The organism is Chitinivorax sp. PXF-14, from assembly GCF_040812015.1.
Classification (GTDB): Bacteria; Pseudomonadota; Gammaproteobacteria; order Burkholderiales; family SCOH01; genus JBFNXJ01.
This window is the reverse complement of record NZ_JBFNXJ010000007.1, coordinates 105,650-121,469: the sequence shown is the minus strand read 5'-3', so window position 1 is coordinate 121,469 and position 15,820 is coordinate 105,650. Positions and strand designations below refer to the sequence as shown.

Annotated in this window: 12 protein-coding genes and 1 riboswitch; of the genes, 7 read left to right on the top strand and 5 right to left on the bottom strand. The window is 64.5% G+C overall.

Annotated features, from left to right (window positions below; all coding sequences use genetic code 11):
• Window positions 1-77: 77 nt before the first annotated feature.
• A complete protein-coding gene (locus ABWL39_RS10660) occupies window positions 78-401 on the bottom strand; it encodes a rhodanese-like domain-containing protein (protein ID WP_367790304.1) in 324 nt (107 codons plus the stop codon).
• A 19-nt stretch (window positions 402-420) separates the two neighbouring features.
• Window positions 421-1,074 (bottom strand): protein-L-isoaspartate O-methyltransferase, encoded by a 654-nt coding sequence (locus ABWL39_RS10655; protein WP_367790301.1) that lies wholly within the window; start codon window positions 1,072-1,074, stop codon window positions 421-423.
• 139 nt (window positions 1,075-1,213) lie between these two features.
• Window positions 1,214-1,313: riboswitch (TPP riboswitch) on the top strand.
• Window positions 1,314-1,364: 51 nt separating this feature from the next.
• On the opposite strand from ABWL39_RS10655, the gene thiC reads away from it, so the two are divergent.
• The gene (gene thiC, locus ABWL39_RS10650) at window positions 1,365-3,275 is read left to right on the top strand and encodes a phosphomethylpyrimidine synthase ThiC (RefSeq protein WP_367790298.1); all 1,911 of its coding nucleotides are present in this window, start codon (window positions 1,365-1,367) and stop codon (window positions 3,273-3,275) included.
• Between the two features lie 60 nt (window positions 3,276-3,335).
• Here the strand turns inward: thiC and ABWL39_RS10645 are convergent, their stop codons facing one another.
• A complete protein-coding gene (locus ABWL39_RS10645; protein ID WP_367790295.1) occupies window positions 3,336-3,494 on the bottom strand; it encodes a hypothetical protein in 159 nt (52 codons plus the stop codon).
• A gap of 39 nt (window positions 3,495-3,533) precedes the next feature.
• On the opposite strand from ABWL39_RS10645, the gene ABWL39_RS10640 reads away from it, so the two are divergent.
• From ABWL39_RS10640 to ABWL39_RS10620, 5 genes are all read left to right on the top strand, one after another.
• A complete protein-coding gene (locus tag ABWL39_RS10640) occupies window positions 3,534-4,685 on the top strand; it encodes a glycosyltransferase (protein WP_367790290.1) in 1,152 nt (383 codons plus the stop codon).
• A 416-nt stretch (window positions 4,686-5,101) separates the two neighbouring features.
• Window positions 5,102-7,093, top strand: coding sequence for a U32 family peptidase (locus tag ABWL39_RS10635; RefSeq protein WP_367790287.1), 1,992 nt, complete (start codon window positions 5,102-5,104; stop codon window positions 7,091-7,093).
• Window positions 7,094-7,198: 105 nt separating this feature from the next.
• Complete coding sequence (locus ABWL39_RS10630; protein WP_367790284.1) at window positions 7,199-9,043, top strand: YecA family protein; 1,845 nt, start codon at window positions 7,199-7,201, stop codon at window positions 9,041-9,043.
• Window positions 9,040-9,327: a YkgJ family cysteine cluster protein gene (locus ABWL39_RS10625; protein ID WP_367790281.1), complete on the top strand. Its 288-nt coding sequence runs from the start codon at window positions 9,040-9,042 to the stop codon at window positions 9,325-9,327. The genes ABWL39_RS10630 and ABWL39_RS10625 overlap by 4 nt, the downstream gene beginning before the upstream one ends.
• Window positions 9,328-9,421: 94 nt before the next feature.
• Window positions 9,422-12,979 carry a DUF748 domain-containing protein gene (locus tag ABWL39_RS10620; protein WP_367790278.1) on the top strand — a complete coding sequence of 1,186 codons (3,558 nt, stop codon included), beginning with the start codon at window positions 9,422-9,424 and terminating at the stop codon, window positions 12,977-12,979.
• 87 nt (window positions 12,980-13,066) lie between these two features.
• Here the strand turns inward: ABWL39_RS10620 and ABWL39_RS10615 are convergent, their stop codons facing one another.
• Window positions 13,067-13,597: an FxDxF family PEP-CTERM protein gene (locus ABWL39_RS10615; RefSeq protein ID WP_367790275.1), complete on the bottom strand. Its 531-nt coding sequence runs from the start codon at window positions 13,595-13,597 to the stop codon at window positions 13,067-13,069.
• A gap of 377 nt (window positions 13,598-13,974) precedes the next feature.
• A complete protein-coding gene (locus tag ABWL39_RS10610) occupies window positions 13,975-15,198 on the bottom strand; it encodes an HD-GYP domain-containing protein (protein ID WP_367790272.1) in 1,224 nt (407 codons plus the stop codon).
• A 97-nt stretch (window positions 15,199-15,295) separates the two neighbouring features.
• Between ABWL39_RS10610 and ABWL39_RS10605 the strand changes: the two genes are divergently transcribed.
• The gene (locus ABWL39_RS10605) at window positions 15,296-15,715 is read left to right on the top strand and encodes a YidB family protein (protein ID WP_367790534.1); all 420 of its coding nucleotides are present in this window, start codon (window positions 15,296-15,298) and stop codon (window positions 15,713-15,715) included.
• The last annotated feature ends 105 nt before the right edge of the window (window positions 15,716-15,820 follow it).

The window sequence follows — 15,820 nt, the reverse complement described above, 5'->3', positions numbered from 1 at the left end:
TTGGCGATATCGACGTCATGAAAAGAAACAGGGCGGATGATTCCGCCCTGTTTCTTTATTGAGCCGAGCCTGACAGATCAATAAAACGGTACGCTCGGGTCGATGTCGCGCGACCAGGCGTCGACGCCGCCCTGCAGATTGTGCACGCGGCCGAAGCCGGCCCGTTCGAGATACTGCGCGACCTGCATCGAGCGCATGCCGTGGTGGCAGATCACCACCGTATCGACCTCGTCGTCGATCTCGTTGAGCCGCGACGGAATTTCGTGCATCGGGATGTGCACCGAGCCGGCGATGTGGCAATGCTGGAACTCCCAGCCTTCACGCACGTCGAGCAGCACGGGCTGGCCGCGCGAGTCGTCGCGCAGCCACTGGTCGAGCATATGAGCGGTAATTTGTTGCATGGTGCCGAGGGCTTACCGATCAGAACTTGAAACGTTCCGGCTGGGGCGCGTGCTCGAGCGGCGACAGCGCCGTTTCGAACAACTTCACGCTGCTCAGCGCGCCATGGTCGCCACGCGTGACCAGCGTGCCGGACATGACGGGCAACTCACCCTGCACGTAGAACAGGCGGCCGCCCTTGGCGAGCTGTTGTTCCAGTTCCTCGGGGGCGATCGGCAGCGAGCCGGTCACCACGATGACGTCGTAAGGCGCCTGCTTGCTCCAGCCGCGTGCACCGTCGCCTTGCTCCACCGTGACGTTGCCGATGCCGGCGCGCTTCAGGTTGCCTTCGGCGAAGGTCTTCATGTCCGGGTGCAGTTCGACGCAGTACACATGCTGCGCACGCTTGGCCAGCAGGGCGGCGAGATAGCCCGAGCCGACGCCGATCTGCAGCACCTTGTCGCTGACCTTGACGGCCAGTTCCTGCACCACGCGGGCTTCCAGTTTCGGCTGCCACATCTTCTTGCCGCAGGGCAGCGGCAGCTCCATGTCGACGAAGGCCAGTGCACGGTTGGCTTCCGGCACGAACTCTTCGCGTCTGACTTCGAACAACAGTTCAAGGATTTGCTGATCGAGCACATCCCAAGGGCGGATCTGCTGTTCGACCATATTGAAACGTGCTTCTTCCCAATTCATTGTTTTTGCTCCCGTTAATCGCTGGCGCCGCGCGCCTTTCCGGATTTTGCCTAACTTGCAATTATCCCATAATTCCATTAGCTTCACATGACTCAGACCCAGGCAAGCAATGGCGACGATTGATATGGCCATTTCTGACCTGGGCCGCTAGGGGTCCGGCGGGTGTTGCCTGCCGGTGAGACATACCCTTTGAACCTGATCCGGTTAACACCGGCGTAGGGAAGCGGAACCGCCTGTTTTCAAGCCGTTCTGTCCATTCTCCTGCGCCCCCGCCACCACGGAGATACACAATGAACGCACCCCAGTTCCTGCGCGACACGGCGCATGTCGACGAAGCGGCGATCCAGCCTTTCCCCAATTCGCGCAAGATTTATGTCGAGGGTAGCCGACCCGACATCCAGGTGCCCATGCGGGAAATCACGCAGACCGATACGCCGACGGCCTTCGGTGGCGAGCAGAACCCGCCTATCTATGTCTACGATACCTCGGGCATCTATTCCGACCCGGCAGCGAAGATCGACGTTCGTTCCGGCCTGCCGGCAATCCGCGCCAAGTGGATCGACGAACGCAATGATACCGAGACGCTGGGCCAGTTGAGTTCCGAATATGGCCGTGCCCGCGAGGCAGACAAGAAGCTCAACGAGCTGCGCTTCAACCTGCAGCGCAAGCCGCGCCGCGCATTGCCGGGCAAGAATGTGTCGCAGATGCATTATGCGCGACAGGGCATCATCACGCCGGAGATGGAATACATCGCCATCCGCGAGAGCCTGCGCCGCCAGCAATATGTCGAATCGCTCAAGGCTGCCGGCCCGCAGAGCGCGCGCATGGCCGAGCTGATGTTGCGCCAGCACCGCGGCCAGAGCTTCGGCGCGGCGATTCCCGAAGAAATCACGGCGGAATTCGTGCGCAGCGAAGTGGCCCGCGGCCGCGCCATCATCCCGAACAACATCAACCACCCGGAATCGGAGCCGATGATCATCGGCCGCAACTTCCTGGTGAAGATCAACGGCAATATCGGCAACTCGGCCGTCACCAGCTCGATCTCGGAAGAAGTCGACAAGATGACCTGGGGCATCCGCTGGGGTGCCGACACCATCATGGACCTGTCGACCGGCAAGAACATCCACGAGACGCGCGAATGGATTCTGCGCAACTCGCCGGTGCCGATCGGCACGGTGCCGATCTACCAGGCGCTGGAAAAGGTCGACGGCAAGGCCGAGGAGCTGACCTGGGAGATCTTCAAGGACACGCTGATCGAGCAGGCCGAGCAGGGCGTCGACTACTTCACCATCCACGCGGGCGTGCTGCTGCGCTACGTGCCGATGACGGCCAAGCGCATGACCGGCATCGTCTCGCGCGGCGGCTCGATCATGGCCAAGTGGTGCCTGGCGCACCACAAGGAGAGCTTCCTCTACACGCATTTTGAGGAAATCTGCGAAATCATGAAGGCCTACGATGTCGCCTTCTCGCTCGGCGACGGCCTGCGCCCCGGCTCGATCTGGGATGCCAACGACGACGCGCAGCTCGGTGAATTGAAGACACTCGGCGAGCTGACGCAGATCGCCTGGAAGCACGACGTGCAGACCATGATCGAAGGCCCCGGCCACGTGCCGATGCAGCTGATCAAGGAGAACATGGACCTGCAGCTCGACTACTGCGACGAGGCGCCGTTCTACACGCTGGGGCCGCTGACCACCGACATCGCGCCGGGCTATGACCACATCACCTCGGCCATCGGTGCTGCGCAGATCGGCTGGTATGGCACGGCGATGCTGTGCTACGTCACGCCGAAGGAGCACCTGGGCCTGCCCAACAAGGACGACGTCAAGGAAGGCATCATCACCTACAAGCTGGCGGCGCATGCGGCGGACCTGGCCAAGGGCCACCCGGGCGCACAGATCCGCGACAATGCCTTGTCGAAGGCACGTTTCGAGTTCCGCTGGGAAGACCAGTTCAACCTCGGCCTCGACCCGGACCGTGCACGCAGCTTCCATGACGAGACGCTGCCGCAGCAGGGCGCCAAGATCGCGCACTTCTGCTCGATGTGCGGCCCGCACTTCTGTTCGATGAAGATCACCCAGGACGTCCGCGATTTCGCGGCCGCACAAGGCATCAGCGACGAAGATGCGCTGCAGAAGGGCATGGAAGTGAAGTCGGTTGAGTTCGTGAAACAGGGAGCGCAGGTGTATCACAAGGTGTGAGCGTCACCTGATGCCACCAGAAAAAGCAGCCATATCGGCTGCTTTTTTGCTTCATGGGCCTCATTTGCTGTTTCGATGCTGGCGCAATGCGGCATCGTTCTCATTGAGCGACGTTTTGAAGAGGCGATAGGCGCTCTCTGCCCCTTGATAAAAGAGGGACAGGCGAAGCGAAGCCGCTTGCGCTGCATGCCCTGTCATCCGCGCGAGATATTCATCCACTAGGCTCTTGGGTCCTTCCTGCCTGAGAGTGAGCGGCCGATGCGGGTGCTGATGGTGTCCGATGTGTATTTCCCACGCGTCAACGGCGTATCGACGTCGATTGCGACCTTTCGCCATGAGCTCGCGGCCATGGGCGTCGAGGTCGATCTGATCGCGCCGGCCTATCCGAACGAGGTCGAGCAGCCTGGTGTGACGCGCATCGCTTCGCGCTACCTGCCGTTCGACCCGGAAGACCGCATGATGCGGCGCGGCGCGCTGATGGCGCAGCTGCCGGCATTGAGCAAGCGCGGCTACGCGCTGGTGCATATCCAGACGCCGTTCGTGGCCCACTATTCAGGGCTCGCGCTGGCGCGGGCGCTGGGGCTCAAGGCGGTCACCACCTACCATACGTTTTTCGAGGAATACCTCCATCACTACGCCAGGGTCGTGCCGGCCGGCTGGACACGCGCGCTGGCGCGGCGCTTCTCGCGCTCGCAGTGCAATGCGACGCAGGGCGTGATCGCGCCGTCGACGGCAATGCGTGACACCTTGCTCGCCTACGGCGTGAAGGCGCCGATCGAGGTGATCCCCACGGGCATCCCGCTGACGCAGTTCCAGCCTGGCGATGGCTCGGGGTTCCGCGCCACGCATGGGATCGGGCCGGAGCGCGAGCTTGCGCTGTTCGTCGGCCGTGTTGCGCACGAGAAGAATATCGACCTGCTGCTGCAGGTGGCCGACCGCGCGCGGCGGCAGCGCCCCAACCTGCTGCTCGTGGTGGCCGGCGAAGGCCCAGCCGAGGCGCACCTGCAGGCGCTGGCGGGCAAACTGGGCTTGGCTGGGCACGTGAAGTTCATCGGCTATCTCGAACGCGAGCGGGCCTTGCTCGATTGCTACAGTGCCGCCGACGTGTTCGTGTTCGGCTCGACCACCGAGACGCAGGGGCTGGTGCTGCTCGAAGCAATGGCGATGGGGGTGCCGGTGCTGGCAATCCCGGTCATGGGCGCGAAAGACATCCTCTCGCCCGGCCGTGGCTGCGTACCGGTCAGCACCGACCCGGACGAGTTCGCCGCCGCACTCGTGGCGCTGCTGGCCGACCCGGCCCGGCGCGCCGGCATCGGCGCCGATGCCCGCAGCTATGCGCAGGAATGGAGCGCACCGGCCACGGCACAGCGGCTCGCGGCCTTCTATCAACACGTGTTGGGCCGCGGCTGACACTGCAAATCGCAGTTGAGATGCACCAAAAATCTCTCATCCTTCTTGACCCCCTTCCCTAAGAGGAGCTAGCAACCCCCTCTTTCCCAGGGAGAGGGTCGGGGAGAGGGCAAACGCCGGCCTGATCTGGCTTCCTACCCAACCTCCCGTGCTTGACGGCTTTTCACCGCGGGATCGAGCTGCAACGCGGCCCACCCCGCTGGGAGCCAATACTAGCGCCCCCTGCAGCCGTGCCAGCGGGCGCATGGGGATTGGGGCGAGGGAGCACGGCATGTACCAACAAATGTAGTTGCCCACTCCCTGCACGGCCGGACGCGGCAAAAATCGCCATCTGCCTTGCAATATCAAGCACTTAATTACATCAGGCACGCTTGGCGCTATACTTCGCACCTTTCTTGCCAGCCCCGGTCGTCTTCATGTCGCTCCCCGCCCACCAACTCGAACTGCTGTCCCCCGCCAAGACTGCCGAGATCGGCCGCGAGGCCATCCTGCATGGGGCGGATGCGGTGTACATCGGTGGGCCGTCGTTCGGCGCGCGGCACAATGCCTGCAACGAGGTCAGCGAGATCGCCTGGCTGGTCGAATTCGCGCACCGCTACCATGCGCGCATCTTCGTCACGCTCAATACGATCCTGCACGATGCCGAGCTCGAGCCCGCGCAAAAGCTGATCCACGAGCTGTACGACGCCGGTGTCGACGCGATGATCGTGCAGGATATGGGCATCCTCGAACTCGACATCCCGCCGATCGAGCTCCATGCCAGCACGCAGTGCGACATCCGCAGTGCGGACAAGGCGACATTCCTGGCCGCTGCCGGCTTTTCGCAGATCGTGCTGGCGCGCGAGCTGACGATCGAGCAGATCGGCGCGATCCACGCGGCGGTGGGCGACGCGGCGACGATCGAGCACTTCATCCACGGTGCGCTGTGCGTGGCCTATTCGGGCCAGTGCTACATCAGCCACGCGCAGACCGGCCGCAGCGCCAATCGCGGCGACTGCTCGCAGGCCTGCCGCCTGCCGTACACGCTGAGCGACGCGCAGGGCCGCGTGGTGGCTTTCGAGAAGCACCTGCTGTCGATGAAGGACAACGACCAGAGCGCGAACATGGAGGCCCTGATCGACGCCGGCGTGCGCTCGTTCAAGATCGAGGGCCGCTACAAGGAAATGGGCTATGTGAAGAACATCACCGCCCACTACCGCCTGCTGCTCGACGAAATTCTCGAACGCCGGCCGGAACTGGCGCGCGCATCGAGCGGGCACAGCGAGATCCTGTTCACGCCGAACCCGGACAAGAGCTTCCACCGCGGCCACACAGAATACTTCGCGCACGATCGCAGCGACAACGTCGGCGCCTTCGATACCCCGACCTTCGTCGGCGTGCCGCTGGGCCACGTGACGCGGCTCGGGCCGAACTGGTTCGAGCTCGAAACGACCGACGCCGGCGAGGTGATGGCCAACGGCGACGGCCTCAACTTCATGAAGAAGCGTGAGGTGGTGGGCCTGCAGGCCAACGTGGTAGAGGCCATGGGCGCGGGCGAGCAGGGCGCCGTCTGGCGCGTATTCCCGAACGAGCCGCTGGCCGCGCTGGCGGGCCTCAAGCCTGGGCTGCAGATCAGCCGCAACCGCGACCATGGCTGGGAACAGGCGCTGCTGAAAAAGTCCGCCGAGCGCAAGGTCGATGTCTGGATGCGGTTGGCGGAGTCGGCCACGGGCCTCGCGCTGACGCTGACCGATGCGGACGGTTGTAGCGCCACCGCGGCCGTCGATCTCGCGCTGGAGCCGGCGCAGAACACCGAGCGCGCCGAGGCCGGCCTGCGTGATGGCCTCGCCAAGCTCGGCAACACGATGTTCCAGGCGTACGAGATTACGCTGGCACTGCGCCAGCCGTGGTTCGTGCCGGCATCGACGATCAACGCGCTGCGCCGCGACGCGGTCGACCAGCTCATAGCAACGCGCCTGGCCGCCTGGGCGCGGCCGCTGCGCAAGGCGGCCATCGAGCCGCCGGTGGCTTACCCGGAAACCTCGCTGAGCTATCTGGCCAACGTCTACAACGACAAGGCGCGTGCCTTCTACGCCAAGCACGGTGTACAGCTGATCGACGCGGCCTACGAGGCGCACGAGGAAGACGGCGAGGTGAGCCTGATGATCACCAAGCACTGCCTGCGCTTTTCGTTCAACCTGTGCCCGAAACAGGCCAAGGGCATCAAGGGCGTGCAGGGCCAGGTGCGGGCCGAGCCGATGACGCTGGTCAACGGCAACGAAAAGCTGACGCTGCGCTTCGACTGCAAACCGTGCGAGATGCACGTGGTCGGCAAGATGAAGAAGCACATCCTCAATTCGCCGCCGCCCGTGAGCGTGCCGGTGGCGCCGTTGACCTTCCACCGCAAGCGCCCAGCGCCACAACACTGATGCCAGCCGGCGCGGCGGCACATGCCAGGCCGCCCCGCGCCGGACCGTGGCCCCAACGGATTCGCGTGACGATTCGCGCTTCGACTGATTTCATACCGAGCCCATATGAACCTGCCCAATCTCGACGATTCCCAACGCCAACAACTCGATGACCTGCTGCAAGAGGCCGTCAGACGAGCCCTCAAACAAGCGGATGCACAGCCGCTGATCGACTGGATGGTGGCCGATGGCTATCGCGCCTGGCTGCCGCTGCTCGGCGACACCGTCGATGCCAGCACCGACCCGCGCCCGGTGCAGGCCCTGGCACGCGCGATCTGGAACGCCACGCCGCTGCCCGACAACCGCTATCGCCCGCGCACGCTGGCCAAGCCGGAACGTAACGCGCCGTGTTATTGCGGCTCGGGCAAGAAATTCAAGCAGTGCTGCAGCGCGTTTGCCGATCTCGACAAGCAGCTCGGCCCGCTGGGCGACCTGCTCGGACAGGTATTGGCCGTGCTGCCCAAGACGCAGCTGAAGGGCCTGCCGATCGAGCAGATCGGCGTCGAACGCCTGGCCACGGCGGCCGGCGAGCTGCTGGACGCAGGTGAGGCCGAGCGCGTGACGCTGGTGCTGGAGCCCCTGTTTGCCGGTGCGATCAAGCTCGACGACCGTGCCGAAATGGGTTTCGACCTGCTGATGGACGCCTATCAAGAGCTGGGCAAGCCGAAGAAACGCGCACAGCTGCTCGACCTCGCCAAACAGTCCGCCGAGCGCGTGCTGCGTGCCGCCGCGTGGCAGCGCCAGGCGACCATCGACGCCGACGCCGGCGACTTTGCCGCCGCCTGGCAGGCATTCGAGCAAGCGACGCGCGAGTTGCCCGATCATCCCGAACTCGGTCGCCTCGAAGTCCTGCTGCTGCTCGTCGAGGGCCGCAAGGACGAGGCCGCCGCCCGTGGCCAGCACTGGATCGGCCACTACCGCCGCATGGGCGGCTACGACGACCTGGCCGACATGCTGCAGGACATGATCGACCACGCGGACGAGGTGCGTGCCGCAATGGGTGCCGGCCCTTCGCCCTACGATGCGCTGGCCGAACAGCTCGGCCAGCTGCCTGCGCCGCAGAGCCACTATGCCCTGACCGTCGCCAACGGCGACGCTGGCGGCCTGCAGCCCGATGCGGCACTGGCCTCGCTGCATGCGCAATGGCTGCGCGCATTCTACGGTGACGACCCCGACGCCCGCTGGTCACCCGACAACTACGAACTGGCGTTCGATCGAGCCGACCAGTGGGTGCCCTGGCTCGCCGCCCATCCCGAGGCCTGGAACAGCTTCGAGGTGATCGACGACGTGGCGCAGCTCGGCTTCTGGCTGGTCGAGGAAGACCAGGACTGGCTGCCCGACGTGCTGATGCCGCTGTATCGCCATGGCGTGGCGCTGCTGCGCGCGGTGCTCGCGGCGAACCGGGCCGAGGGCTGCCGGCTCGAATGGGGCTGGCTGGAGAACCGTGCTGCGCTGCGTGCCGTGCAGAACTACGCATGGCTTCTGGTGCAGGAAGCCGAAGACGGCGACGAGGCGCAGCAGCTGCTCGAATGGCTGCTCAATACGTTGAACCCGGACGACAACCAGGGCATTCGCTACGTGCTGTGCCGGCTCTACCTCGCGAGCGGGCAGATCGAGGCCGCGCTGGCGCTGTGCACCGCCCATGCGGATGAGGCTTCCGCCGAGCTGGCCTTCGGCCGCGTGCTGGCGCTGGCCCAGCTCGGGCGCGATGCCGAGGCCGCAGCAGCGCTGCAGGCTGCAAAGCAGGACTGGCCCAAGGTATGGACGATGCTCACGGCGGCCAAGCCGCGCAAGCCCAAGCTCGATCCGGAACATGTCAGCATCGGCGGCGACGACGAGGCCTGGCTCTACCGCGAGCGCTACCTGCCGCTGTGGCGCGACGGTGGCGTGCTGGCCAGGTTGAGCGCGTGAACCTAAGCACCCCCGGCGCCAGCGTGACGGCGGCAGCCTGCCGCCCCGGCTGCGGTGCCTGCTGCATCGCGCCGTCGATCTCCAGCCCCATCCCCGGCATGCCGCACGGCAAGCCGGCCGGGGTGCGCTGCATCCAGCTCGATGACGCGCAGCGCTGCCGGATTTTCGGCGATCCGCGCCGGCCGGCCGTGTGCGCGAGCCTGATACCCGCCGCCGAGATGTGCGGCACCGACCGGGTTCACGCCTTGCGCTGGCTCTCCGAGCTGGAAACGCTGACCCGCTGACGGGTAAGTCGGGGCGAGCCCCTGCCGCCGACTCGGCGGCGCGCACCGACTATGCTTGATAAAAACGCCAAACCGCATCAATCGGGTTTCAACAATGAAAAACAAATGGCTCAAACGCACGGCGCTTACCGGTGCCGGCATCGTGGTGGTACTCGGGGCGGCCGGCCTGGCCTTGCCGCCGCTGTTGAAGGACCGCGTGGCGCAACTCGCAGGCGAGAAGCTGCAGCGCAAGGTCAGCATCGACGGTCTGTCGATCAACCCCTATCTGTTCAAGGCCACGCTGTCGGGCGTCAGCATCGTCGATAGCGATGGCCTGCCGCTGCTGCGCTTCGATTCGCTGCTGCTCGACCTCGAACTGGCATCGATCTGGCAGCGCGGCGCGGTGCTGCGCGAGATTCGCCTCGATCATCCACAGCTGCGGCTGGTACGCACCGGGGCCAATCGCTACAACATCTCGGATATCGTCGAGCGCTTTCTCAAGGAGCCGAGCCCGCCCGAGAAGCCGCGTTTCTCGCTGAACAACATCCAGCTGCTCGATGGCCGCATCGACTTCATCGACCAGCCCGAGCAGCAGACGCACCGGATCGAGGCGCTGACGCTCAAGCTGCCGTTCGTGTCGAGCCTGCCTTACTACACCGACACCGCCGTCGAGCCTGGGCTGGCGGCACGCATCGATGGCGCGGTATTCGATCTCAAGGGCCGCGCCAAGCCATTCAAGACCACGCTCGACTCGACACTGGCGCTCGACCTCGATGGCCTCGACCTGACGCGCTGGGTCGATTACCTGCCGCTCAAACTCGGCTTCAAGCTGCAACAGGCGCTGCTCGACAGCCGGCTGACGGTGGCGTTCAGCAAGCCGGCGCAGGGCGAGCCGGCGGTCACGCTGGGCGGCAGCGTGAGCGTGCGCAAGCTGCGCCTGGCCGAGCTGGACGACTCGCCGCTGCTGGCCTGGAAAGCCGCCACGCTGACGCTCGGCGAGCTGCAACCGCTGGCCGGCAAGTTGCGGTTCACCAGGCTGGCGCTCGAGGCGCCTGAACTCCATGTGCGTCGCGGCAAGGATGGCGCGCTGAACCTGCTTAAGTTGCTGCCGGCCGGCGACGGCAAACCCGCTGCGGGCAGCACCGAGCCCGCCAAGGCCGAAGCGCGCGCCGCCACGCAGTTCGCGCTCGGTGAAATCGCCCTGCGCGGCGGTGTATTACACTGGAACGACGCCGTGCCCGGCGAGGGCTTCGAGACCACCCTGCACGATCTCGATCTGACGCTGGCGGGCCTCGCGCTGCCGGCCAGCCACCCGGCCAAATTGGTCATCAGCGCCCGCAGCGAGCGCGGCGAACGGCTGCACCACGAAGGCGAGCTGACGGCATCGCCATTCACCGCGCAAGGCAAGGTCGAACTCGACGGTGCGGTGCTGCCGGCTTATGCGCCGTATCTGCCGGCTGGTTTGCAGCTGACGGGCGGCCAGCTCGATCTCGCCGGCGAGTACCGCTTTTCGCCGGACAATTTCACGCTGAGCGAGGTCAAGGCCAGCCTGGCGGACTTCAAGCTGGGCCTGAAGGGTGAGAAATCACCGGCGTTGACGATCCCCAGATTGACGCTCGCCGGCCTGGCCCTCGACACCCGCGAGCGCAGGCTCGATCTCGCCGAGCTGGCCAGCGACGATGGCCGGCTTGCCCTCAGCCGCGACGCGAGGGGCCGCCTCAACTGGCTCGCCGCCCTGCCGCAGGAGCAAGCAGGAGCGGGGCCTGCAGGCAAGCCGTGGGCGGTACGCATGGCTGCGCTCAGGCTCGCCGGCTATGGCATCGACTGGCAGGACAAGTCGCCCTCGCAAGCGGTCAGGCTTGCCGTGTCCAAGCTCGACGCGAAGCTCGAACAGCTCAGCACGGTGCCCGGCGAGCAGGGCAAGGTCGACATCTCGCTGGCGCTGGGCAAGCGCGGCACGCTGGCCGTCAAGGGCAGCCTGACGCCGGCGCCGTTCGCGGCGGACCTGGCGCTGAATGCCAGGAATCTCGACATCGTCGGCGTGCAGCCCTATTTCGCCGAGCACCTGAACATCGCGCTGACGCGCGGCCAGCTCAACGCACGCGGCCAGCTCGCGCTCAAGCAGGCCGCGCCATTCGAGGCGGGCTACCGCGGCAATCTGGCGGTGACCGGTTTCCAGGCCGTGGACAAGCTCAATGCTGCCGATTTCCTCAGCTGGAAGTCGCTGTACGTCGGCAATATCCGCGCGCAAAGCCAGCCGCTGAAGCTCGATGTCGGCGAGGTCGCGCTCAGCGACTTCTTCTCGCGGCTGATCGTCAATGCCAACGGTCGCCTCAATCTGCAGGATATCGTGGTGCACGAGGGCGGTGCGGTATCGACCACCGAGCCGCGAGCTGCCGACGCAGCCCCCGCCGAGCCGGCCGCGGCAGCCGCAACAGCCCAGGCAACGGCGCCGGTGGCCACGGCAAAGGCCGAGCTGCCGCCGATCTCGGTGGCCAAGGTGACACTGGCGGGCGGCAACATCCAGTTCAGCGACTACTTCATCAAGCCCAACTACTCGGCCAACCTGACGCAGATCGGCGGCACCGTCAGCGGCCTGTCGTCCAACGCCGCGACACGCGCCACGCTGGCGCTCGCGGGCAGCGTCGACAATCACGCGCCGGTCGAGATCAAGGGTAGCCTCAACCCGCTCGCGAAGGACCTGTTTCTCGACATCAAGGGCGGCGTGAAGGGCTTCGAGATGCCCACCACTTCGCCGTATTCGGGCAAGTATGTGGGTTACGCGATCGAGCGCGGCAAGCTGACGATGGACGTGAGCTACCACGTGGAGAACGGTGAATTGAAGGCCGAGAATGCGTTGTTTCTCGACCAGCTCGCGTTCGGCGACAAGATCGACAGCCCCGAGGCCGTCTCGCTGCCGGTGAAGCTCGCCGTGGCGCTGCTGACCGACCGCAAGGGCCAGATCAATGTGCGCCTGCCGATCAGCGGTACGCTGAACGATCCGCAGTTCAGTGTCGGCGGCATCATCTGGCAGGTGATCAAGAACCTGTTCGAGAAGGCTGTGACATCGCCATTCAGCCTGCTGGGCAGCGCCTTCGGCGGTGGCGAGGACATGGCTTTCGTCGAGTTCCAGCCGGGGTTGGCCGAGCTGTCACCGGCCGCGCGTGACAAGCTCGACAAGCTGGGCCAGGCGATGACGGACAAGCCCGCGATCCGCATGGATGTTGCCGGGCGCGTCGATGCCGACAACGACCTGGTTGGGCTGCGGCGCGCCAAGCTGCAGGAGATGGTCAGGGCGCAGAAGCTCAAGGCCAGGCTGGCCGACGGGCAGGCCGCGGACGAGGCGACCTTGACGGTGAGCGAGGCCGAGTACCCCGTCTACCTGAAGGCCGCCTACAAGCAGGAGAGCTTCCCCAAGCCGCGTAACCTGATCGGCCTGCCGAAAGATCTGCCGGTGGCGGAGATGGAGAAGCTGATGCTGGCGAATCTCTCACTGACCGCCGAAGACCTGCGCCTGCTCGCCAATCGCCGCGCGCAGCTGGTGAAGGATTATCTGCTGAAGTCCGCCAGGCTTGGCGAGGACAGGGTGTTCCTGATCGCGCCCCACCTCGACGGCAAGGACAAGGACGGCAGCGGGCCGGCCAGCCGGGCCGATTTCACGCTGCGGCAGTGACGACGCATGGCAGCCGGGCCACCGGCTGCATCTTGCCAAACAAAAACGGGCACCATCGGTGCCCGTTTCTGCAGGAGCGTTTACTGCTTAGACAGCGCGCTTGCGGCGAACTGCGTAGCCAACGATGCCCAGGCCAGCCAGCATCATCAGGTACTCGGAAGGTTCCGGTACAGCAGCGATTTGCGCAACATAGCCACCGCCAGCGATGCCGGAAACGGCGCCGCTGACCTTCAGGATGTAGTTGCCAGCGCCGAGCAGGCCGGTGTTGAACGAGCTGAACAGCTCTTGCGAACCGGCTTGAGCGATACCGTCGTATACCAGCGAGTAGCTGTTGCCGACTTTTTGGTAAACGTCAGCGTCCAGGATGGACAGCTTGAACAGGTTGGGGAACGCGCTCGACGTGATTTCGCCGAAGCCGACGTTCACATCGCTGCCGTGGCTCAGCGAGAAGTTGAATACGTCGTCGAAGAACGTGGTGCTGTTGGTGTAGGTAACGGCTTGGCTGTAGGGCAGCGAGCCGACGCTGAAGGTGTGGTCGACAGCGGCTTGCGCGCCAGCGGCGGCGAAGGCCAAGCCGGCAGCGACAGCTGCGCCCATCAATTTACGCGAGAACTTCATGAGTTTTCCTTTCTCGATCCAGATTTAAGACTCCCGACCGAATTATGCCATTAGCCTTGCGTGTTAGGTCAACTATATGATGTATAGGTAATTCCACCTACAGCAGGTAAAACCAAATTATATTTTTTTGGGCGTTGAATATATAGCGTGGAGCAAGTGGCGCCAGCACAACATGTTGGCATAATTTACATCTCGGTAACATCTAACGATAAGTACTGACAAGGTATTCCGGCCATAACCGGCGGCGATTCGGGGTTTTCCGCCAGGATTTCGAGTATTTGCACCAATCGTGGGCAATGGCAAAAAAATGCCCCGCTACGGGGCATTTGACGATTACGGCGGGTGTGCTCGGCGGAGGCCGAGACCCCGCGCCAGGACTAGGTTGCAGCGAGAAATCGCATGGGGTCGAGGCCCCATTTTGTGGGGCTCTCGTGGCTCACGATCTTGTCTGCGCCACCCTTGCCCATGGGCTTGGCGAGGTCGATCTCGACCGGCTTGATGTAGACGTTCGACTTGGTGCTGAAGAATGCCTTGACCTTGGGCGACAGCAGATTGCTTTCGTTCTGCTCGGTCACCACACCCAGCTTGCCGCTCTCCAGCCTGACCAGGGTGCCGACCGGGTAGATGCCGACGCAGCGCATGAAGGCCTGCACCAGGTTGGGGTTGAAGTGGTGCTTGCTCCATTCGAAGAGCTTGCGCAGCGCGTCGGTGGCGGGCATGCCCTTGTGGTAGCAGCGGTCGGCCGTGATCGCGTCGTAGACATCGACGATCGAGGACATCTGCACCAGTGTGTTGATCTGGTCGCCCGGCATCTTGTCCGGATAGCCGCTGCCATCCATGCGCTCATGGTGGTGCAGCGTGATATCGAGCGGGATCGGACCGATCTGCGGCGTCTTGAGCAGGATGTCGTAGCCATCCTTGGGGTGGCGCTGGATGATCGCAAACTCTTCCTCGGTCAGGCGGCCGGGCTTGTTCAGCACCGCGTCGGGCACCAGCGCCTTGCCGGTATCGTGCAGCAGCCCGCCGAGGCCTGCCTGGCGCGTGGTTTCGGCATCGAGATCGAGCGAGCGGCAGAATGCCACCATCAGCGTGCACACACTGACCGAATGCAGGAAGGTGTAGTCGTCCTTGCTCTTGATCTGCATCAGGCCGATCAGCGCGCCGGCGTTGCGCAGGATCGACTCGGTGATCTGTTCCACCACCGGCTCGACCTGATCGAGCTCGATGGCCTTGCCCAGGCGTGCGTCCTGCATCACGTTGCGTACCAGCTTGTGGGCCTGGTTCTTGACCTGTTGCGCCCGCGCCAGTTCTTCCGCCAGCGATAGGCGCAGCGGCGCGCTGTTCATGCTGGCGGCCACGGCGATCATCTCGGCCTCGACGGCGGCATCCGCTTCTTCCTGCGTTGGCGCGTCGGCGACGTCCAGCCCCTTGGAGGTATCGATGGACAGCTCGTGGATGCCCGCCTTGACGATGCGCTCGATTTCTTCGTCCGTGCTGAGCTTGAAACGGCTGACCACGAAGGGATGGGTGAACCAGTCGCAATTCAGGTCATGGATGTACATGCCAAGCTTGAGTTGGCTGACGTGGATTTTCTTGAGCATGCGGGGTCCGGGTGATCTTGGCTTGAACATATGCAGTATAGGAAATCTGCCCAACTCTGTCCGCAGACGGAAAGTCCGCTATATATAAAGCGCATCGATACGGTATGGAGAGACCGACATGGGATTGCTCGATCAAATCGCGGGTGGCTTGTTGGGCCAGGGGGCGCAGCAGGATGGCCTGCTGGGTTCGGTGAGCCAGCTGATCAACCAGCAAGGTGGCCTGTCTGGCCTGGTGGAAAAATTTCAGCAGGGTGGGCTTGGTGATGTCGTCGCGTCCTGGGTGGGGACGGGCGCGAACCAGCCGATCTCGGCCGACCAGTTACAGCAGGTGCTCGGCAGCGGGCCGCTGGCGGACATCGCCGGCAAGCTCGGCGTGTCGCCAGACGAGGTGGGCGGGCATCTGGCGCAGCTATTACCACAGGTGGTCGACAAGCTCACGCCGAACGGCAGCATCGAGCAGGGCGGCTTGCTTGACCAGGGCCTGAACGTGCTGAAATCCGGCCTGCTTGGCGGATAGCCCCGACAGGCGGGATGGTGGGTGCCACGGCGGCGAGCCAGCCGGGGCACGGCGTCGCCTGCGGCGGCTTGCTTCATGTAGGGGAATTCCAATATTGGTTGCGCG